We start from the raw sequence: 20,625 nt of genomic DNA, 5'->3' as shown, positions 1-20,625 counted from the left end.
TGGCCCTTCGACGCACAGGTCAGGTCGGCGGTTCCGCAGGGTGCGGTGTGTTCGCTCGTCTAGAACCGCGGTTCGGGCGCCCTCCGCGATTGGATCAGCGCGTGCGTGCCGCTCGTGCGCCACGCGGTGCCGGAGTGCTCAAGGGTGTCCAAGACCGCCGGGGCCAGGCCGACCACAACGTCGGACTTCAGTGTGCGCAGCGCCGCGACGGCTCCCGGGAAGTACGCCGTACGGACGGCGAAGGAGTCCGTGGCGCTCCACAGCCGGTCTCCCACCAGGCGGCGGTAGTTGAGGTCGCCCTTCAGGACGGTAAGCGTGGCGCCCGCGAATTCGGCGCGGAGGTCCTCGGGCATCTCCTCGTACGGCAGAGGGGCACAGAAGAACGGGTGGGCCCGGACCTCCAGGCTCCCCGTCGCCATGGCCTTCCACAGTCGACCGCCGATCCGGCCCGCCTCGCCGGGCGCCTCGGTGAGGCGGCGGAGGCAGTCGACCACGTCCGACATCATCGCGTCGGAGACGAAGTACGGATACGGCTTGACGTGCAGCACGACCCGCTCGGCGCGCCGGTGTTCAAGGAGATGGTCGATGAGGATCAGGTCAGGGATCAGCTCGCGTCCCGCGTTGTCCGCCACCACCGCGACGGTCGAGGGGCTTCCGGCCGGCAGCAGCCGCCACAGCAGGGGACTGCCGTCGGCGACCAGCGCGGAGTCGACGGCCGATGCGGCGACCGACTCCGCTGCCCGCTCCCCCACCCGCTCATCCGCCGAGACGCGGAAGCCTAGGTCCGCGCGGTTGCCCCAGAGCGAGCCGAGGAGCAGCGCTTCCGCCCGCTTCTCGGCCGGCGCGTCCGCCAACACATCCAGGGCCCGCAGCTCCTCCTCCACCGCCTCGCCCCGCAGTTCGGCCCGTTTGAACGGCGCGAAGGGATCGACTCCCCGCCACGGCCCGGTACCGAAGTACCCGACCGCGCCGAGGAGCCTGCGGTAGAAGTAGCTCTCCGCCCACAGAAAGGGCACGTCGTACCAGGACCGCCCGAAGTGTCCCCGCCCCCACTCCGCCCAGCGCTCGTGATCGTGGTCCTCGGGGCCGAGCGGCTCGATGACACCATGGGTGATCTCATCCAGAAGGCTGTCGAGGGCCTCATGCTGCCGTCGGCCGTACGGGAAGGCGTCCCGTACCTGCTGGATGAGCGCGGGATGGCGGTCGGCGAGGACCCCCCGGGCGAACGAGCCGGGCACGCCGCCCGTGATGACCGGCAGGTCTGCCGCGACGGCCGAACCGGCGTCGATCCCAGCGTCGGACCCGGCATCGGCGCCGGGCCCGTCCCCTTCACCCGCGGTGTAGGTGCTGCTGTCTCCCATGGCGTCCAGCCCTTCATACCTCGCCAGCCGGAGCCGTCGCGCTCCTGATCACTGGTGTCCCCCAGGTCTCCCACATCACGCCGCCGGCTGGCAACCGGGCTCCGGAGCAGGTCACAGGATGTTCGGTGGCAACGCCCCGGAAGACCGTCTCCTCGTCGCTCAGGCACGGCAGTTCCTGGAGACGGCGTGGAACGAGGGCGCCACGGGCTGACGCGTCCGCAGGCGTACGCGTACCCGTACCGCACTCGTACTCGGCGGCGCCGCTTTGCCGGACGGCATGGGCGCCCGCGTCCCACCGCACCGCACCGCACCGCACCGCGCCCACACATCACATCCATCGGGGCCGTCACCGTTCACACCCTTGATGAATACTTCACGCAGTACTAACGTACGCGAAATCGTACCCGTAATCGAAGGTCGCCTTCGCCGTTCCGTTATGAGGCAAACGATGGCCCTCTCCGGCCCCCGCCCGGATCCCGGATCAGCCGCCGACCCGCTCGACCGGGTCCACGAGCTGGTCACCCGCTACAGCGATCCGCACGCGTCCGTCGCCCGGCTGCTCTGCGACGGTCATCCGGCCGACGCCGTCGCGTACACCGTCGTCGAGCCGGATCTCTCGGCCACCGTGCTGACGTACGGGCGGCTGAAGACGGACTCCGAGCGGTTCGCCGCCGCCCTGGCCGGCCTCGGTGTCGGGCCGGGCGACCGGGTGGCGACCCTGATGGGCAAGAGCGTCGACTATCTCGTCGCCCTGCTCGCGATCTGGCGGCTCGGCGCGGTGACGGTGCCGCTGTTCACCGCCTTCGCTCCCCCGGCGATCGCCCTGCGGCTGCTGGCCAGTGACACCAAGGTCGTCATCTGCGACGCGCCGCAGCGGGCGAAGCTCGCACCGGGCGCGGACATCCCGGCCGACGCGGCGTGGCGCGTCGTCGTCAGCGGAGGCACGGGACACACCGGTGACCTGCGCTTCGCCGACCTGCTCGACGCGCACGCGCCGGGACATCCCGCCGTCGCGCTGGGCGGGGACGCGCCGCTCGTGCACATCTTCACGTCTGGCACGACGGGCCGCCCCAAGGGGGTCGTCGTACCCACCGCGGCGATCGCCGGCTTCCGGCTCTACGCCGAGTACGGCTGCGGTGTGAGCGAGGACGATGTCTTCTGGAACGCCGCCGACCCGGGCTGGGCGTACGGGCTCTACTTCGGTGTGATCGCCTCACTGAGCCTCGGAGTCCCCAGTGTTCTGCTGCACTCCGGGTTCTCCGCCGGGCTCACCTGGCAGGTGATGGACACGCTCGGGGTCACCAACTTCACCGCCGCGCCCACCGTTTACCGGTCGCTGCGCGCCTCCGGCGTCCCGGTGCCGGCCGGCCTGGCGCTGCGCCGCGCGTCCAGTGCCGGAGAGCCCCTGACCCCCGAGATCAACGCGTGGGCCGAGGAGGCGTTCGGCATCCAGGTGCATGACCACTACGGGCAGACCGAGGCGGGCATGCTCGTCAACAACCACCAACTCCCTTCGCTACGAAGCCCGGTGCGCCCCGGTTCCATGGGGCATCCAATGCCCGGCTGGAGCCTGCGCGTCCTGTACGAGGACCGGGACGAGATCGCCCCCACGGGCACCGTCGGCCGGATCGCGGCCGATCTCGGGGCGAGTCCGCTGGCCTGGTTCAAGGGGTACGAGGGCGACCCGGTGAAGAGCGCGGAGAAGTTCAGCCCCGACGGCCGCTGGTACTACACGGGTGATGTCGGCCGGGTGGACGAGGAGGGCTACTTCCACTTCTCGTCCCGGGACGACGACGTGATCATCATGGCCGGCTACCGCATCGGCCCCTTCGAGGTCGAGTCCGTCCTGGTCACCCACCCCGCGGTGGTCGAGTGCGCGGTCGTCGCCGCGCCCGACGAGGTCCGCGGCGAGGTTCTGGAAGCCTACGTAGTCCTCCAGGAAGGAGCCGAGGCGTCCGACCAACTGACTTCTGAATTGCAGCAGTTGGTGAAGACGCGCTTCGCCGCCCATGCCTATCCCCGCACGGTGCACTTCACCGATCAGCTGCCGAAGACACCCAGCGGAAAGATCCAGCGATTCGTCCTGCGCCAACAGCGCCGGACCGACCAGGCCAACCCGAACGGCCCGGCCCACCCCACCAACCTGACCAACCCGACCGCCCCGACCGCCCCGACCGACCCAGGGACCCACGCGTGACCACAGCCGTCCTCACCGAGCAGTCCGGCGCCGTCCGCCGGATCCGGCTCAACCGGCCCGAGAGCCGCAACTCGATCAACCCGGAGCTGATCCAGGCCCTGGACAACGCCGTCGCGGACGCGATGCGCGACCCCGGCACCGAGGCGGTGGTCATCTCCGGGAACGGGCCCAGCTTCTGCGCCGGCGCCGATCTGCGCCACCTGCGGGAGCTGGCCCGCGCGGGCGGGGACCCGCTGGCGTTCCTCGGCCGGGTCTCCGCGTGCTTCACCCGGCTGGAGACGGCGACGAAGCCCGTCATCGCCGCTGTACACGGCCATGTGGTCGCGGGCGGGCTGGAGTTGGCGCTCGCCTGCGACGCGGTCGTGGCCCGGACCGGCACCGTCATCGGTGACGGGCACATCCGCAACGGCCTGCTGCCCGGAGCCGGTTCGAGCGTACGGCTGCCCCGCAAGGTCGGCGAGCCCCTGGCCCGGCGTCTGATGCTCACCGGCGAACTGCTGCCCGCCGAACACTTCGTGCCCAGCGGCTTCGTCCAAGCCGTCGCCGAAGAAGGGGAGTTCGAGGCGACGGTCACGGCCGTGGCGCGGTCGTTCACCGGACTGCCGCCCGGCCAGGCACGGATGAAGCGGCTGCTCGCCGCCCCCGGTGTCCCGGACGCCCTGTCGCGGGAGCTGGACATGTTCGCCGCGCACTGGCGCGAGCGGGACATCGCCGCCGAACTCGACCGATTCTTCGACCAGCGAGCCGTGAGGTAACCCCGTGCAGCGTTATACGGACCGAGTCGTATCGGTCACCGGAGCCGGACAGGGCCTGGGCCGCGCTATGGCCCTGCGGTTCGCCTCGGAGGGCGCGCGGCTGGCGTTGTGCGATGTCAACGAGGCGGCGGTACGGGAGACCGCCGAGGCGTGCGGCGGCGGGGGCGTCCGTACCTCCGTCGTGAACGTGGCCGACGCGGGGCAGGTCGACGCGTGGGTCGCCGGCACGGTGGACGCCTTCGGCCGCGCCGACGTCCTCGTCAACAACGCCGGGGTGATCCGGGACAACCGGCTGGAGCGGATGACCGACGACGAGTGGGACGCCGTCGTCGATGTGAGCCTCCGCGGTATGTTCCACTGCTGCCGCGCGGTCTTCCCGCACATGAAGGAGCAGGGGTACGGCCGTATCCTCTCCTTCTCCTCCATGTCGTGGCGCGGCAACTTCGGCCAGGTCAACTACGCCGCCGCGAAGGCCGGCGTGGTGGGTATGGCCCGTACGATCGCCCTTGAGGGCGCCCGCCACGGCATCACGTCGAACGCCATCGCCCCCGGCCTCATCGCCACGCCGATGCTGGCCTCGATGAACGACGCCGCCCGCGCCAAACTCGCCGCCCGGGTGCCCATGGGGCACATCGGCGACCCCACGGACATCGCCGAGGCCGCCGCCTACCTGTGCTCGGAGGCCGCCCGGTATGTGACGGGGGTGGTCCTCGACGTGGACGGCGGGATCAGCGTCGGCAGCGCCCTGCGCTGACCACGCACTCACACGCACTCACACACACGCCCACGCACACGCGCACGCACACGCGCACGCACACGCGCACGGACGACCGACCGCACACCACCGGATTGATGTGAGAGGGCAGAGTCATGGCCGATGTGACCGACACCGCTGAACTCGTCGTAGAGAACGACGTGATGGTCCCGATGCGCGACGGCGTTCGCCTCCGTACGGACATCTTCCGGCCGGCCGGACCCGGCCCCTTCCCGGTGCTGCTCCAGCGCTACCCGTACACTCCGCGCGACGGTATCTCCGCGATGTTCGCGAAGATCATCGCCCGGCAGGGCTATGCCGTGATCGTGCAGAGCTGCCGGGGCCGCTTCGGCTCCGAGGGCGAGTTCTACCCCCTGGTACCGGATGTGGAGGACGGCTACGACGCCGTCGAGTGGGCGGGCACGCAGCCGTGGTCGACCGGCAGGGTCGGTATGTGGGGCATGTCCTACAGCGGTTTCTCGCAGTGGGCCGCCGCCATCGCCCGGCCGCCCCATCTGACCGCGCTCGCGCCGTTCACCTGCGGCTGGGACTGGAGCGACAGCACCTGGTACTACGCGCCCGGTGTGCTGCACCTCGGTCTCACACTGAGCTGGAGCGGCCTCATGACCACGGAGGAGGCCGACCGCCGGGGCATACCGTCGCCGCTGCCCGGCTTCGCCGCCGGTGGCCGGCTCATGGACGAGGGCGGTCTCGGAGACCCGGAGAAACAGGCCGAGCTGCTCCGGCTGGAGATGGCGGAGACCCGCGGCATGCTGGACCGCCGCCCGCTGCGGGACGCGGCCGAACTCCGCGACCTGGCCCCGTGGTTCCGCGACCACTGCGACCACGACGACGGCAACGACCCGTACTGGCGGCGGATCAGCGCAGCCGCCCACGCCGACAGCATCGATCTGCCGGTCTTCCATCTGGCCGGCTGGTACGACTTCTTCGCCAAGGGCAATCTGGACGTGTACACCACCCTGGCCCACCACGGCGCCACCGAGCGCACCCGCGAGACACAACGCCTGGTCGTCGGCCCCTGGAACCACAACTGCGCGCAGATCCGGCCCGACGCCGACCAGAACGCCGGAATGTTCGTCGACTTCGGCCCCGACGCCCCCGTCATGCGGTTCTTCGCCCACCACCTCAAGGGTGAACTCCCGGACTACCAGCGGGAGGAGCCGCCCGTCCGGCTGTACGTGATGGGCGACAACGTCTGGCGCGAGGAGCGGGAGTGGCCGCTCGCCCGGACCCGGTGGACCCCGTACTACCTCCGCACCGACGGTGTCCGGAGCCTGTCGACCCGGGCGCCGGGCGATGAGGAACCTGACCGTTACGTGTACGACCCCAGCGACCCCGTGCCCGGCTCGCTCCGTACGGGCGCGACCTACGGCGACCCCGTCGACCTCGACGCGGTGGCCGGCCGCCCCGATGTGCTCGTCTACTCCACTCCCCCGCTGGAGGCCGAGATCGAGGTCACGGGTCCGGTGACACTGGAGCTGTGGGCGTCGTCGTCCGTGGAGAACACCGACTTCACGGCGAAGCTGATCGACGTCTTCCCCGACGGCGCCGCCGTCCCCGTCTGCCAGGGCGTCGTCCGTACGGGCCACGGTGTGACGGAGCCCCGGACCCCGGGGACGCCGTACCGCTACGAGATCAGCCTCTGGTCGACGAGCACCGTCTTCAAGGCCGGACACCGCGTCCGGCTCGACATCTCCTCCAGCGAGTTCCCCACCTACGACCTGAACCCGAACACGGGTGAGCGCATCACCCACGCCACCACGGACAGGACGGTCCCGGCGCAGCAGCGCGTCTACCACGACGAACTGCGCCCCTCCCGGCTGGTCCTCCCGGTCATCCCCCGCTGACGAACCGTCAAGGAGCGCTATGGAAAACGTTGTTCCCGCCGTACTGCGCCGTTCGCCGGACGGTGACACCCCGCCGTTCTCCCCGTACGCCACCGATGTCCCCTCCCTCGGCCGTACGGCTATGCCGAGGAGGAGAAGACCACACTTGACCTGCATGTGAAGGCGTCCGATCCGGGGCGCTACGGGTCCCTGCGCATCAAGGGGCCCGACAGCGCGGACTTCGACCTCAACGCGAACCTCGGAAACCGGGAGCTGTCGAGGACGTTCTTCGCGGAGCTGGCACGCCGCAACCGGGCCACGAGCGCGATCCTCGCCCAGGTCGGCGCGGCGCTCCGCTCGCCCGAGGGGCCGTTCGCGGGGACGGTGGTGGACCGGGTGGTCCGATGAACAGCCTCCCGCACTGCGAGCTGTTCAGCATGGGCCTGCACCATCTGGTCGAGTGGGTGGCGAACGGTACGGTGCCACCCCGGGCCGACCGCCTGGAGGTGGGGCCCGACGGCCGTTTCGCCACGGACGAGCACGGCAATACCCGGGGCGGTGTGCGCACCGCCCAGCTGGACGTGCCTCACTCCACCTACCGGCCCAACCCGACCCGTCCGGACGGCACTTCGAGCCATCTGACGATCGGCAGCGACGAGCCGTTCGACGCGGCGAAGCTGCGGGAGCTGTACCGGGACTCCGCCGACTATCTCCAGCGCTTCGAACGGCGTCTGGACCAGCTCATATCCGAGGGCTGGCTGCTCGCCGAGGACGCCGGCGATCTGCGGCGCGAGGCAAGGGAGCTGGAGATCCCGTAACGGCGGTGGCAGCACCGCCGCGGCTGGAAGCCGTAACGGTGCGGCCCATGGCACTTGAGCGGCGCGGGCCGACGCGGAGGACGTCTTGTCAACCTGCCTCAGTGATTCTTCAGGAGAGACCGAGGCCGTCGAGCCAGCCGCCGACCTCCTTCTCGGCGTCGTCCATGTCGTCGCGCGATATCGTGAAGGCGTTGCCGATCACCGTGGAATCGGCGAGAACTTTCGCGACGGTCTCATCGGTTCCCGACAGGCGGCTGCCGCCATGGACACTGAACAGAACGATATTCTTTCCGCTGAAGTCGTGCTGCTCAAGGAAGGTGTACACCGGCATCGGCAGGTCGTACCACCAGATCGGATAGCCGATAAAAACGGTGTCATATTCTTCGAGGTTCTGGATCGTCGCCTTGAGTTCCGGCCTGTCACCCGCGTCCTGCTGTTCGAGCGCGAGATCCGTCAGCGTCTTGTGTTCAAGGGGTAGGTCCTTCGCCGTCTCGATGCGGAACACCTCGGCTCCAGTACGTTCCTCGATCAGCTGGGCGACGTACTGGACGTTCCCGAGGACCTTTCCGTCAACGACGTGCGCGCTGTTCTCCTCTTCGCTGCTCATGTTGTTGGGGTCATCGGTTTCCGGTACCGAAAAATAGGCGACCAGAGCACGTTTGCCGTCGACCGGAGGGATGACCTCAACGGGCTTCGACCTGCTCAATGAGTCACCGCCCCCGTCTGCCGAACAGCCCGTGACCGCGGCTCCCGCCACGGCGGCGGTGACCAGTGCGAGAAAGGTGCGACGTGTCGTATGTGTCACTTTGGGGAAACTCCGCATCTGTTACATGGTGAGACGTTCTTGGTGGATCCTCCGCGCGGAGACTCCCATGCGCCACAACAGACGTTGGTTCGCCAGCACGGCGGGGTTCGGACCGACAATGAAGAAGGCCCCCTTGGCGACCGCCTCCGCGGAAAGCGCGCCGGCGAGATCCTCACGGCGGAACCGGCCGACGTTGGTGGTGACCTTGAGACGGCCGCCCGACGCCGCCTCGTATTCCTCCAGGACGTCCCGGTAATAGGCATCCTCCGCGCTGCGCACGGCCCACAGCAGATGGATATTCCGTGTGGTGTGATGGGCCGCAGCCAGACTGAGCAGCGGCGCTACACCCGCGCCCATTCCGACGAAGACGAGCGGGGCCTCACGGTCGTGATTCTGAATGATCGATTCGAAGCGGCCGAACGGCCCTTCCAGGCGTACGGAGCTGCCCGCGCCGACCCTGTCGAGGCGCCGGGTGAAGTCCCCGTGCTGACGGATCGTGAAGGTCAGCGTCTCCCGGTTGTCGTCCGTGACCGAAAAGGGATGCCATTCCCCGCTCACGGCGGAGGACCCCTCGAAGCGGAGGAAGAAGAAATCGCCGGGCCGCAGGGCCGCCGCGCGGGTGTCAAGGCGCAATGACACCCTGCGGGTCGACTCGCCACGGGCGTCATTGGATATGACCGTACCCGTCAGATAGGTGTCCGGGGCGATCCATTTCTTCCAGACATAGATGCCCAGCACCGTCACCGTGTACAGATCGAAGAGCATCATGAACCCGAAGTACTGGTTGACTCGCACCAGCAGATGGGTATGCAGCCAGATCATCGCCACAAGCACCAGACTCACACGGTGAATCCACACCGAGAGCCGCCGGCGGAAGACAACCTCCAGGAGTTGCTTGGTCCTCAGCAGCAGCCTCGATCTGTCGACCAGCCACCCGCTCATGAAGAACGCCGAGTAGCACAGCACCCCGAGCGCCCCGTAGAACGCCCAATCTCCCAGGTCCCGCGCCAGGCTGTTCGACGCGTACCCGAAGTCACCGTGCACATAGGCCGCCACGATCGCCAGCGCACCGAGCATCCCATGCAGGCCGTATATGGCGGGAAGTCCCACGAAACGGTCCAGCCAGGACGGCCTGACACTCAGCAGAATGGACAGCAGCCACCAGGCATAGGCGACCAGGCCGAGGAAAATATAGAACTTCAGAACATCGGGCGCCGTGGAAACAGCGTCGTAGGTGAGGACGAGCGGAAGCGGAAACACGATCGCGACGCTCCAGAACAGCGGCTTACGCAGCATCGCGGCGGTCTCCTCGGGCTGCGGCCCCTCCGAGCACGCTCCCTTGTCTCTCGGTCTCGGCCGTGCTGTCCTCGCTCACCGAGGAGAACCGTCGTGGCCGTGTGTCCCGCACATGGTCCAGGTTGACATGGATGAGCGTCGCCATGATCAGTAAGGAAACGGAAATCAGGACGACCGTCTTGTATTTCGTCTTCACGTGCGAAAGCCTTTTTCATCGTGCGATCTCGTTCTCAGCGATCTCGTTCTCGCGGCATCGTTCTCAGCGGCAACCGTCTCCCGCACATGTGTCCCGTGCCAGACCGCCGTGTGCCGGGGAACCGCGTTCCGGGGCACGACAGGGCCCCTCACCCGGCTACCGGCAGGTCACCGGCCGACCGCACACTCGAAGGTATGACGCGTGAGCAACCCACCGGCGGGGGCGCCGGGCAGGACGGGCACGAGCGGCTGCCCGGCCTCCCCCGACAGGCCGCCCGTACGGTGCCCGGCGAGCCGGCGGTGCCCAGCCGTTCCGTACGACCGGGTGTGAAGCTGCTGCTGGAGAGCCTGCGGCCGAACCCCGCACATGTGGTCAGCCGCACCCACGACCTTCTCGCGGCCAACCCCAGCGGTCTGAGCCTGCTCGCCGGGATCGAGGAGTGGCCGACCCGACAGCGGAACATCGCCCGGTACGCCTTCCTGCATCCGGCGTCCCGCGGGCTGTTCCACGACTGGGGCACCCAGGTCCGCGGCTGTGTCGCCCGGCTGCGCACGCTGGCCGCCGCCGACCCCGATGCCCCCGACCTGACCCGGCTCGCCGGTGAACTCCTCATGAAAAGCCCGGAGTTCAGCCGCCTCTGGAGGAACAACAACGCCGGAAGACACGCGTACGGACGCGAGACCTTCCACCACCCCCAGGTCGGTGATCTCACCCTCGGCCACCAGTCCATGGATCTGGAGGGCACTCCCGGCCACCGGCTCATCACCTACTACGCCGAGCCCGGCACCGCCGCGTACGACGCCCTGGTGCTCCTCGACCTGCTCGGCTCGCGGGCGACACCCCGCAGACCCGCCTCGTCCCACAACAGCGGCGCGTCTTCCGCCTGACCGCGCGGCGCTGCCGCACGGCCGCGCAGGCGGGCGCGCCGGCCCTCAACGGTCAGCTGTGCCGCCGCTGTTCGGCCGCTTCCGGGGCCGGTCCGCCGGCGCTCTCGGACTCGGATTCCGACCCGGTCCCGGGCGCGGTCGCGTCCAGAAGGACCATGGCATCGTGGTCAGGGGTTCCCGGTACGGCGGTGTAGACACCGAGACGCAGGCCGGAGGTGCCTTCGAGCATCATGCTCTGGCCGCTGAGCGTGAACACACCGACCTGGGGGTGGCGGAACGTCTTGCGGACCTTCCGCCGTCCCACCACGTCGTACCGCTCCCACAGCTCGACGAAGTCCGGGCTCTTGAGCAGGAGTTCACCCACGACACCGGTGAGGTCGGGGGCGTCCGGGGCGGTGCCGGCCTGGGCGCGCAGCCGGGCGACACAGCCGCGGACAAGGTCGTCCCAGCCGGGAAAGAGAGAACGCGCGGCCGGGTGGAGGAAGAGGTAGCGGGCGAGGTTGCGCTGGGGGACGGGCCAGTCTTCGAGGCCCGCGTACATCGCGAGGCCGCCGGGATTCCAGGCCAGCAGGTCCATGCTGCGGCCGACGATGTAGGCGGGGTTCGGCCGCATCGCCTCCAGGACCTGTGTCAGATGCGGCGGTACGGTGCGGCTGGGCGGCGGCGCGGGCTCGGGGGCGTACCGCGCGGCTCTCGTGGCCAGCTCGCGCAGATGCTGGTGCTCCGCGTCGTCCAGGCGCAGGGCGCGGGCGACGGAGTCGAGCACGGCGGGGCTGGGCCGGGTCTCCTTGCCCCGCTCCATCCGGACGTAGTAGTCGATGCTGATGCCGGCGAGCGTGGCCAGTTCCTCGCGGCGCAGCCCGGGGGTCCGGCGCAGTCCGGCACCCACGGTGAGGCCGACCTGGTCGGGGCTGGTCTGCGTACGGCGCGCGCGCAGGAACCGGCCCAGCTCCATGCCCTCGCCCCTGCCGGTGCGCTGCTCGAATGCCATACGGACAAGTCTCACACCACACTGACCTGGGGAGCGCCCGTGTGGGGGGCCCTGTCATTACCCCTGAGCGCAGGCCCCTGTACGGCTCGGCCTGCCACCGGCGCCCGAAAATCGCGACGCTGGTTTCCATGTCGTCCCCCACCGCGTCGTCCCCCGCGTCGCCGTCCCCCACGTCACCGGTCCAGGCCGGCGCCGCCGTCCCGCCGTCGCACACCTCCCGTGCCCGGCCGGCCCTGGCCGCCGTACTGATCGGCTTCTTCACGATCATGGTGGACGCGATGATCGTGAATGTCGCCCTGCCGTCGATCGGGCGCGGGTTCGGCAGCGGGATGACCGGGTTGCAGTGGGTGGTGGACGGTTACGCCCTCGCCTTCGCCGCGTTCCTGCTGTCCGCCGGCGCCCTCAGCGACCGTGTCGGGGCCCGCCAGGCGTTCGGCGCTGGGCTGGCCCTGTTCGTCGTGGCGTCCGCGGTGTGCGGGCTCGCGCCGAATCCGGGCGTTCTGGTGGCGGCGCGGCTCGTGCAGGGAGCGGGGGCCGCGCTGGTCGTCCCGTCCTCCCTGGCCCTGCTGCGCGAGACCTTTCCCGACCCGGCGGCCCGCGCGAGGGCGATCGCCCTGTGGAGTGTGAGCGGCTCGGTCGGGGCGGCCGCCGGTCCGGTGGCCGGTGGACTGCTCACCGTGATCGACTGGCGGATGATCTTCTTCGTCAATCTGCCGGTGGGCGCGGTGGCCCTGCTGCTGCTCAGGCACGCCCACGCCTCCCCGCGGCAGGTGGCGCCCTTCGACTGGACCGGTCAGGTGGCCGCCGTGGCCGCGATGGGGGCCCTGACCTACGGCGCCATCGAGGCCGGTGCCGAGGGGTTCGGCGCCCCGCGGGTCCTGGCCGCCTTTCTCGTGGCGGTCGCGTCGGCCGTCGTCTATCTGGTCGCCCAGGCCCGCGGCCGCCATCCGATGACACCGCTGCCGCTGCTGCGCTCCCGCACGATGTCGCTCGCCGCCGCCATCGGATTCGCCCTGAACGTCGGCTTCTACGGGATGGTCTTCCTGCTGGGGCTGTACTTCCAGCAGGTGCACGGGCTGAGCCCGCTCGCCACCGGCGTGGCGTTCCTGCCGATGACCGTACTCACGTCCTTCATGGGCCCGCTCGCCGCCCGCCTCGCGACGAGGCTCGGTGCCCGGGTGCCGGTGATCATCGGCCAGTGCCTGATGGCCGTGGGGCTGGTGGCGATGGTGGCGGTGCCCGGCGGCGCCCCGGTATGGCTGTCGGTGGTGCTGATGGTGCCCGTCGGCGCCGGTGGCGCGATGGCCGTGACCGCGCTGACGACGCTGCTTCTCGAAAACGTCCCCGCCGAGCGGGCAGGCGTCGCGAGCGGTGTACTGAACGCGGCGCGCCAGCTCGGCGGAGCCCTCGCCGTCGCGGTCTTCGGCGCGCTGGTCGCCGACCGGACCCGGTTCGTCCCCGGACTGCACACCAGCCTGCTGATCGCGGCGGCGGTCGTGGTGGCCGCCATGGTGGCCACCACACTGCTCCGTACCCGAGTCCCCTCCCACCCCCAACACACTCCGGACCATCACACTCCGTCCCCGCACACTCCGGCCACCAATGCGGGCCCGCGCCTGCTCGACCACTGACCGGCTACCGCTCTCTCCCCCCTTTTCCCGTCCCACCCCGTACAGAAGGAAAATCCCATGCGCAGCCTCACCCTCAACAACGGCGTCGAGATGCCGATCCTCGGTTTCGGCGTCTACCAGATCCCGGCGGAGCAGACCGAACAGGCCGTCACCGAGGCCCTGACCGCCGGTTACCGGCTGCTCGACACCGCCGCCGCGTACCAGAACGAGGAGGCCGTCGGCCGCGCCATCAAGAGCAGCGGCGTCCCGCGCGAGGAGCTGTTCGTCACCACCAAGCTGTGGGTCCAGGACGCGCCCGCCGAGGAGAACACCGCGCGCGCCTTCGAGACATCGCTGTCCAAGCTCGGCCTGGACTACCTCGACCTCTATCTGATGCACCAGCCCTACGGCGACGTGTACGGCCAGTGGCGTGCCATGGAGAGCCTCCACCGCGCGGGCCGTGTCAAGGCGATCGGCGTCGCCAACTTCTACCCCGACCGGCTCCTCGACCTCGTCCTCAACAGCGAGATCACCCCCGCGGTCAACCAGATCGAGACCCACCCGTTCTTCCAGCGCACCGCCGACCAGGAACTCATGCGCGAGCACGGGGTCCAGATCCAGTCGTGGGGCGGCTTCGCCGAGGGAAAGAACGACATCTTCACCCACCCGGTCCTGAGCGGCATCGGTGAGAAGCACGGCAAGTCCGTGGCGCAGGTCGTGCTCCGCTGGCTCATCCAGCGCGATGTCGTCGCGATCCCGAAGTCGGTCCGCGCCGAGCGCATGGCGGAGAACATCGACATCTTCGACTTCGCGCTCACCGACGAGCAGATGGCGGCCGTCTCCACCCTGGACACCGGGACGACGCTGTTCTTCGACCACCGCGACCCCGAGATGGTCAGCTGGCTCAGCGCGCGGCGCCTGGACGGCTGACCCGGCCGTACGACAACACCGTTCCGGCACACTCCCCGCCGCACCGCCGGGCACCGACGGCGGTGCGGACCACGGGTGCTCCCCATAGACGACCACCGACGACCACTGACGACCACGAGGGATGTCACGTATGCACGAGCAGGACAGCACACCGAACGGAATACCGGCCACCAGCGGCCGTCGTCGCTTCCTGGCGGGCGCGGCCGGCCTGGCGGCCACCGCGGTGGCCGCCGCTCCGGCGTCCGCCCTGACACGTACACCGGCGGCGCCGTCCGCCTCGGCCGCCAGGGGCGCCGCCCCCGCTCGTCACCAGGTGACCGCGGCCATCACCCAGACCGGTCGCCGCCGGCTCGGTTCCCTGAAGGTGTCCAGCATCGGTCTGGGCTGCCAGACCATGCCGGGCGACCTGTACGGCCCGGTCACCAGCCGCGCGGACATGGTCGCCCTCATCCGGACAGCCGTCGACCAGGGGGTGACGTTCTTCGACACGGCGGAGGCGTACGGGCCGTTCGAGTCGGAGCGGATCGTCGGCGACGCGCTGCGGCCCGTCCGCGACAAGGTGGTGATCGCGTCCAAGTTCGGCTGGGACATCGACCCGGACACCGGGGCGCGGCTCGGCCTCACCAGCCGCCCCGACCGCATCCGCAAAGCCGTCGACGGCATGCTGAAGCGGCTCAGGACCGACCACATCGACCTGCTCTACCAGCACCGCGTCGACCCCACCGTTCCGATCGAGGACGTCGCGGACACGGTCAAGGACCTCATCGCCCAGGGCAAGGTGCTGCACTGGGGACTCTCCGAACCCGGTCCGCGCACCGTCCGCCGGGCCCACGCGGTCCTTCCGCTCACCGCGATCCAGAACGAGTACTCCACCCTGTGGCGCGGCCCCGAGGAGAGCGTCCTGCCGCTCTGCGAGGAACTCGGCATCGGCTTTGTGTGCTGGGCGCCCCTCGGTATGGGCTTCACGACCGGCACGATGAGTCCGTACACCCGGTTCACGGCGGAGGACCGCCGGACCGCGATGCCCCGCAACAGCACCGAGAATCTGGCCGCCAACATGCCGCTGGTGCGGCTGCTGGAGGAGTGGGCCGTACGGAAGGGAGCCACGCCCGCGCAGATAGACCTCGCCTGGCTGCTGGCCCAGAAGCCGTGGATCGTACCGATACCCAGCACCACCAGGCTGTGCCACTTCCTGGAGAACATCGGCGCGGAGGAGGTCCGTTTCAGCCGTGCCGAACTCGCTGAGCTGAACGCCGCCGTCGCACGCGTCACCATCCACGGCGACCGGCTGCCGCCGGCGGCCCTCGCCATGACGGGCGTCGAAGCACCGCCGCGCTGACCGGACGCTCCTCCAGGACGGCTGTCCTGGAGGAGTACCGGCACAAAGTCCTTGCCGTGCTGGGCACTTGCTGTGCTGGGCAGCTGCGGAGGGGCACTTGCTGCGGGAGGGGAGCCGTCCTCAGCGCTCCCCCGGCTCCAGGAGCCATCCCGTACGGGTGAAGTAGCCGAGGTAGGTGGCGAACAGCTCCTCGTCCATCTCCGGACGGCGCACCCCGGAGCCGGCCAGAGCGGTGTCGGTGGCGCCGGGGTCGAAGAGCAGGCCGCCCTCCGAGCCGCCCCCGGTCATCTCCCCGGCCAGGGTGCCCAGCAACGGGAACGCCGCGTTGCCCGCGTCCGCACCGATCCGGTCCAGCCACTGCCGGGGATCGACCGCGGGCAGCGCGTACCCCTTGGCGCGCAGCCAGCCCAGGACGGTGTCCAGCCGCAGCAGCCGCCCGGCGGCCAGATGGAAGGTGCGGCCCGCCGCCGAGGGCCGCAGGGACAGGGCAACGAGGGCGTCACCGGCGTAGTCCACGGGCACCAGGTCGAACGCGGTGTCCACTCCGGCGGGCGCGGCCTGGGCCTGGATACAGCCCTTGACGATCAGCCACATGTAGTCGCCGCTCTGGCAGGCGCCCGTACGGCTGTGGCCCGCGATCCGCGTCGGCCGGTAGACGGTGGCGGGCAGGGACCGGGCGCGCGCGGCCTCGATCAGTTGCTCGGCCGCCCACTTGCTCTGCGTGTAGCCGTGTTCCAGAGCCTCCGCCGGACCGGTGGGACGCTCAGGGCCGATCCGCTCCCCCGCGTACCCCGTCTCCCCAACATGCCCTGTCGCTCCCGCACCGCTCGCGTACACACCGACCGTGGACACGTGGTGCACCGGCACACTGCGGTGCCGGGCCGCCAGGCGCAGTATCTCGGCCGTACCGTCCACCGTGGCGGCCTTGAGCCGTCCGTAGGGAGAGGCGAGGTTCACCGCCGCGCCCACGTGGTACACCGCGTCCACGGTGTGCGCCAGCGCGTCGAAGTCCTGCTCGGAGAGGCCCAGCCGGGGTCGCGCCAGATCACCGACGACGATCCTCACCCGCCGCTCGTCACCCTCGTCGCCCTCATTGAGGATTCCGTAGCCCTCCATGACCCGGCGCAGCCGCGCCGACGCCCGTTCCTCGTCCTCGCCGCGGACCAGGCAGTGCACCACGGCGCGTGTACGGTCCAGCAGGGCGCGTACGGTGAACGCGCCCAGGAAGCCGGTGGCACCCGTCAGCAGCACATGAGCGGGATCCTCCGCCACCCGGATCGTCTCGCCGGCCGCCACGATGTCGGCCGGCAGCCGGACCTCCGCGGCCGGGTCGAAGCCTCGGTCCCCGGCATCCCACCCGGCCGTCCGGTCGCGGTCGCGGCTGCGGTCGCGATCACGGTCGCGGTCTCGGTCGACCAGCGCCGCGAGACCGGCGACGGTCGGTGCCGTGGAGAGAGCCCCCAACGGGATCCGCGTTCCCAGATCCTGACGGAGTCTCAGAATCAGGCGGACCGCCGACAGGGAGTATCCGCCGAGTGCGAAGAAGTCGTCGTGGACTCCGACCCGGCCCCGGCCCAGCACGTCCTGCCAGGCGGCGGCGACAAGCCGCTCGGTAGGGGTCCCGGGCGCCACGAACGAGTCCGCCGGGCTCGCGTCCGCCTCCTCCGGCAGGGGCAGCGCGGCCCGGTCCAGCTTGCCGCTCGCCGTACGCGGGAACTCCTCCAGCGCCACACAGACAGAGGGCACCATGTACTCCGGCAGCCGGAGCGCCAGCGCGCGGCGCAGCTCGTCCGGGCCCGGAGCCGCCCCGGCCGCCCGGCCCCCGACCGGTCCCACCGCCGGGAGGTAGTACGCGATCAGGCGCTTGTGCCCCGAACCCGAGGCGGCCGGCTCCCGCGCCACCACCGCCGCATCGGCCACTCCGGGCACGGCCCGTACCGCGGAGGCGACCTCCCCGATCTCCACCCGGTGTCCGCGGATCTTGACCTGGTCGTCCAGACGGCCCAGCCACTGGATCCGCCCGTCCGGCAGATACCGGGCCAGATCGCCGGTGCGGTAGAGACGGGCCCCCGGGCGGACCGGGTCCTCGATGAACTTCCGCTCGGTCAGGGAGGGATGGCCCAGATAGCCGTCGGCGAGGGCGTCACCGCCGACGCAGATCTCCCCCACCGCGCCGATCGGGCCGAGCCGCTGGTTCCCGTCCAGCAGCAGGACACGGGTCCCGTCGACGGGACGGCCGATCGGCGGCAGGTCGGGCCATGCCTCGGGGTCGTGTCCCAGGCGTTCCGCGGTGACCACATGGGTCTCGGACGGACCGTACTGGTTCTCCAGCACCGCGTTGGGCGCCAGCCGCCGGAAGAACTCCCGCAGCGCGGGCGTGGCGTGCAGTTGCTCGCCCGCGGTGACGACCTCGCGGAGCGTCTCCGCCGGGCGGTCGGCGGCGCACGCGTACTCGGCGAGCTGCTGGAGCGCCACGAACGGCAGGAACAGCCGCTCCACGCGCTCGGCGGCCAGCAGATCGAGCAGGCGGCCCGGGTCGCGTCTCGTCGCGTCGTCGGCCATGACCAGGGTGCCCCCGTCGGCCCAGGTGGCGAACAGCTCCTGGAAGACCACGTCGAAGCCGAGCGCGGCGAACTGGAGCGTACGGGTGCCGGGTCCGGCCGGGGAGCGGGTCCGCTGCCAGGCCAGCAGGTTGGCCAGGGACCGGTGCGGCACGGCGACGCCCTTGGGGCGGCCGGTGGAGCCGGACGTGTAGATCAGATAGCCGAGGTCGCCAGGGGCCACGGCGGGCAGACCGGCCTCGGGCGCGGCCGGGAGATCGTCCAGGGAGACCGTGTCGACCGTCGCGGGGAGCAGCGCGGCCAGGTCCCGCTGGACCAGCGCGATCCCGATCCCGCTGTCGGCCGCCATGCCGGCGATCCGGTCGGCGGGATGGGCCGGGTCGATGGGCAGACAGCCGCTGCCGGCCTTGAGTACGCCGAGCACCGCGACGGCCAGCTCCGGACCGCGGCGCAGACAGACGCCCACGGGACGCCCGGCCGTACCCCGCGCCACCAGGTGCGCGGCCACGTCGTTCGCCGCCCGGTCCAGCTCGGCGTACGACAGGACGCGGTCCCCGTGCACGACCGCGGCGGCATGGGGCGTACGGAGCGCCTGTGCGGCGAACGCCTCGTGTGCGAGGGGGCGCCCGGCCGCCGGAACGGACCCCCGGGACCAGTTCCCGAGGATCAGCCGGCGTTCGGCGGCCGGGAGGATGTCCAGCTCGCGGACCGGCCGGTCGGGGTGGGCGACGGCATCGGTCAGCAGGGTACGCAGCCGTTCCGCCAGCCGCTGGGCGGTGGCGCGGTCGAAGAGATCGGTGGAGAACTCCAGGAAGCCGTCGAAGCCGCCGCGCGCCGGCACCAGATGAAGGAAGACGTCGTACTTGGCCGTACCCGAGTGGATGTAGAGCCGTTCGGCGGTCACCCCCGGCAGGTCCAGCGCCGGGGCCGGGGCGTCGTCCAGGCCGAAGACCACCTGGAAGAGCGGGAACCGGTCCGGGGTGCGCTCCGCCCCCAGCTCACGGACCAGCCGGGCGTACGGGACATCGCGGTGCGCGACCGCGCCCCACACCCGCTCCTTGGTCCGGGCTGTCAGCGCGGCGAAGGACACGTCGGCCGGGATCCGCTGACGCAGCGGCAGGACGTCGGAGAGGCAGGCGATCATCGGTTCGAGGATCTCCTCGTCCCGGCGGGAGACAGGGGTGCCGATCACCACGTCGTCCTGCCCGGACAGCCGGGAGACGAGCACGGTCAGCGCCGTGGCCAGGACCGTGAACGGAGTGCTCCTCGTCCGCCGGGCGAGGCCGCGGACACCGGCGCCGAGTGCGGCGCCGAGGGTGAACTCGACGCGGTCGCCCCGCGCGCCGAGGACCGGGGGCCGCGGCCGGTCCGTGGGGAACGAGGACTCGCCCGGGGCCCCGCGCAGTGTCTCGCGCCAGTACTCCAGGGAGTCGTCGCGCCCGCCCGCGCCCGCCCGGCGCTGTTCCTCGGCGTACGGGCCGAACTGAAGGGGAAGCGGGGGCAGGGGGGACGGCTTACCGTCCAGCGCGGCCCGGTAGAGGGCGCTGAACTCGGTGTCCAGCAGGCCGAAGCACCAGCCGTCGATCACCGCGTGGTGGATCGCCACCACCAGGACGGTGTCGTCCTCGGCGAGTTCCAGCAGGGTGGCCCGGAGCAGGGGCGGCCGTACGAGGGACACCGGGCGGGTGGCCGCCGCGGTCAGGGCGGCGGGCAGTTCCCGCGGGGTCACCCGGCGTACGTCCAACTCGACCGGGGACGGCGGCATCACCGTCTGCCGCGCCCCGCCGCCGTTGATTCCGCCGCCGTCCCCGCCGCCGTCCCCACTGGCGCCGCCCGGGCTCCCGGTCTCGGCCAGGGTCAGGCGGCTGCGGAGCGCCTCGTGCCGGGCCACGATCCCGGTGAGTGCCCGCTGGACAGCCGTCGCGTCGATCCGCGCATCGCGCAGCCGGTACGCCCACGATTCCAGATACCGCGAAGGACCGTCCTGGAGCTGGTCGTTCAGCCAGATCGACTCCTGCTCGAACGACATCGGGAAACTGCGGGTCGCCGGGGGTGCCGGGAGTCTGACGAGCGTCACGGGAGAGCGCTTTCTACTTCGGGAGCAGGATGGATCACGGGGAAGACGATCAGCGGGAGCCGATCGGAGCGGCGTCACTCGGAACACGTCGGTCAGAACACGTCGGTCAGAACCGTCGATCGGAGCCGTGTCGCTCGGAACACGTCGGTCGGAGCCGCGCCGGTCACAACATGTCGCTCAGAGCGCGTCGCTCAAAACACT

The 20,625-nt window shown here is 70.7% G+C and carries 15 protein-coding genes; 10 read left to right on the top strand and 5 right to left on the bottom strand.

From position 1 onward, the window contains the following. Window positions 1–59: 59 nt before the first annotated feature. Entirely contained in the window at window positions 60–1,361 is a 1,302-nt protein-coding gene (locus DVK44_RS32195; RefSeq protein ID WP_114664145.1) for a damage-control phosphatase ARMT1 family protein, read from the bottom strand. Between the two features lie 448 nt (window positions 1,362–1,809). Between DVK44_RS32195 and DVK44_RS32190 the strand changes: the two genes are divergently transcribed. The 6 genes from DVK44_RS32190 (at window position 1,810) to DVK44_RS32165 (ending at window position 7,732) form a co-directional block, all read left to right on the top strand. Continuing rightward, window positions 1,810–3,558, top strand: coding sequence for an AMP-binding protein (locus DVK44_RS32190; RefSeq protein ID WP_114664144.1), 1,749 nt, complete (start codon window positions 1,810–1,812; stop codon window positions 3,556–3,558). Beyond that, the gene (locus tag DVK44_RS32185; protein WP_114664143.1) at window positions 3,555–4,313 is read left to right on the top strand and encodes an enoyl-CoA hydratase/isomerase family protein; all 759 of its coding nucleotides are present in this window, start codon (window positions 3,555–3,557) and stop codon (window positions 4,311–4,313) included. The genes DVK44_RS32190 and DVK44_RS32185 overlap by 4 nt, the downstream gene beginning before the upstream one ends. A 4-nt stretch (window positions 4,314–4,317) precedes the next feature. Further along, window positions 4,318–5,067: an SDR family oxidoreductase gene (locus DVK44_RS32180; protein ID WP_114664142.1), complete on the top strand. Its 750-nt coding sequence runs from the start codon at window positions 4,318–4,320 to the stop codon at window positions 5,065–5,067. A 116-nt stretch (window positions 5,068–5,183) separates the two neighbouring features. Further along, window positions 5,184–6,935, top strand: coding sequence for a CocE/NonD family hydrolase (locus tag DVK44_RS32175; protein ID WP_114664141.1), 1,752 nt, complete (start codon window positions 5,184–5,186; stop codon window positions 6,933–6,935). A 156-nt stretch (window positions 6,936–7,091) separates the two neighbouring features. After that, window positions 7,092–7,322, top strand: a complete 231-nt coding sequence (locus DVK44_RS32170) for a hypothetical protein (RefSeq protein ID WP_114664140.1) — start codon at window positions 7,092–7,094, stop codon at window positions 7,320–7,322. Beyond that, entirely contained in the window at window positions 7,319–7,732 is a 414-nt protein-coding gene (locus DVK44_RS32165; protein ID WP_114664139.1) for an alpha/beta hydrolase domain-containing protein, read from the top strand. The genes DVK44_RS32170 and DVK44_RS32165 overlap by 4 nt, the downstream gene beginning before the upstream one ends. Before the next feature lie 109 nt (window positions 7,733–7,841). Here the strand turns inward: DVK44_RS32165 and DVK44_RS32160 are convergent, their stop codons facing one another. After that, window positions 7,842–8,555 carry a flavodoxin gene (locus DVK44_RS32160; protein ID WP_114664138.1) on the bottom strand — a complete coding sequence of 238 codons (714 nt, stop codon included), beginning with the start codon at window positions 8,553–8,555 and terminating at the stop codon, window positions 7,842–7,844. A 3-nt stretch (window positions 8,556–8,558) separates the two neighbouring features. Beyond that, entirely contained in the window at window positions 8,559–9,833 is a 1,275-nt protein-coding gene (locus DVK44_RS32155) for an FAD-binding oxidoreductase (protein WP_114664137.1), read from the bottom strand. 390 nt (window positions 9,834–10,223) lie between these two features. Between DVK44_RS32155 and DVK44_RS32150 the strand changes: the two genes are divergently transcribed. Further along, window positions 10,224–10,916 carry an MmyB family transcriptional regulator gene (locus DVK44_RS32150; RefSeq protein ID WP_114664136.1) on the top strand — a complete coding sequence of 231 codons (693 nt, stop codon included), beginning with the start codon at window positions 10,224–10,226 and terminating at the stop codon, window positions 10,914–10,916. A gap of 52 nt (window positions 10,917–10,968) precedes the next feature. On the opposite strand, the gene DVK44_RS32145 is transcribed toward DVK44_RS32150, so the two are convergent. Further along, a complete protein-coding gene (locus DVK44_RS32145; RefSeq protein WP_114664135.1) occupies window positions 10,969–11,907 on the bottom strand; it encodes a helix-turn-helix transcriptional regulator in 939 nt (312 codons plus the stop codon). A gap of 128 nt (window positions 11,908–12,035) precedes the next feature. On the opposite strand from DVK44_RS32145, the gene DVK44_RS32140 reads away from it, so the two are divergent. From DVK44_RS32140 to DVK44_RS32130, 3 genes are all read left to right on the top strand, one after another. Further along, entirely contained in the window at window positions 12,036–13,538 is a 1,503-nt protein-coding gene (locus tag DVK44_RS32140) for an MFS transporter (RefSeq protein ID WP_114664134.1), read from the top strand. 57 nt (window positions 13,539–13,595) lie between these two features. Continuing rightward, complete coding sequence (locus tag DVK44_RS32135; RefSeq protein ID WP_114664133.1) at window positions 13,596–14,447, top strand: aldo/keto reductase; 852 nt, start codon at window positions 13,596–13,598, stop codon at window positions 14,445–14,447. 130 nt (window positions 14,448–14,577) lie between these two features. Then, window positions 14,578–15,786, top strand: coding sequence for an aldo/keto reductase (locus tag DVK44_RS32130; protein ID WP_228447460.1), 1,209 nt, complete (start codon window positions 14,578–14,580; stop codon window positions 15,784–15,786). Between the two features lie 120 nt (window positions 15,787–15,906). Here the strand turns inward: DVK44_RS32130 and DVK44_RS32125 are convergent, their stop codons facing one another. Continuing rightward, window positions 15,907–20,424 carry a non-ribosomal peptide synthetase gene (locus DVK44_RS32125; protein ID WP_162794164.1) on the bottom strand — a complete coding sequence of 1,506 codons (4,518 nt, stop codon included), beginning with the start codon at window positions 20,422–20,424 and terminating at the stop codon, window positions 15,907–15,909. Between the last annotated feature and the right edge of the window lie 201 nt (window positions 20,425–20,625).

This window comes from Streptomyces paludis (assembly GCF_003344965.1).
GTDB classification, from domain to species: Bacteria; Actinomycetota; Actinomycetes; order Streptomycetales; family Streptomycetaceae; genus Streptomyces; species Streptomyces paludis.
This window is presented reverse-complemented; position numbering and strand designations above follow the sequence as displayed.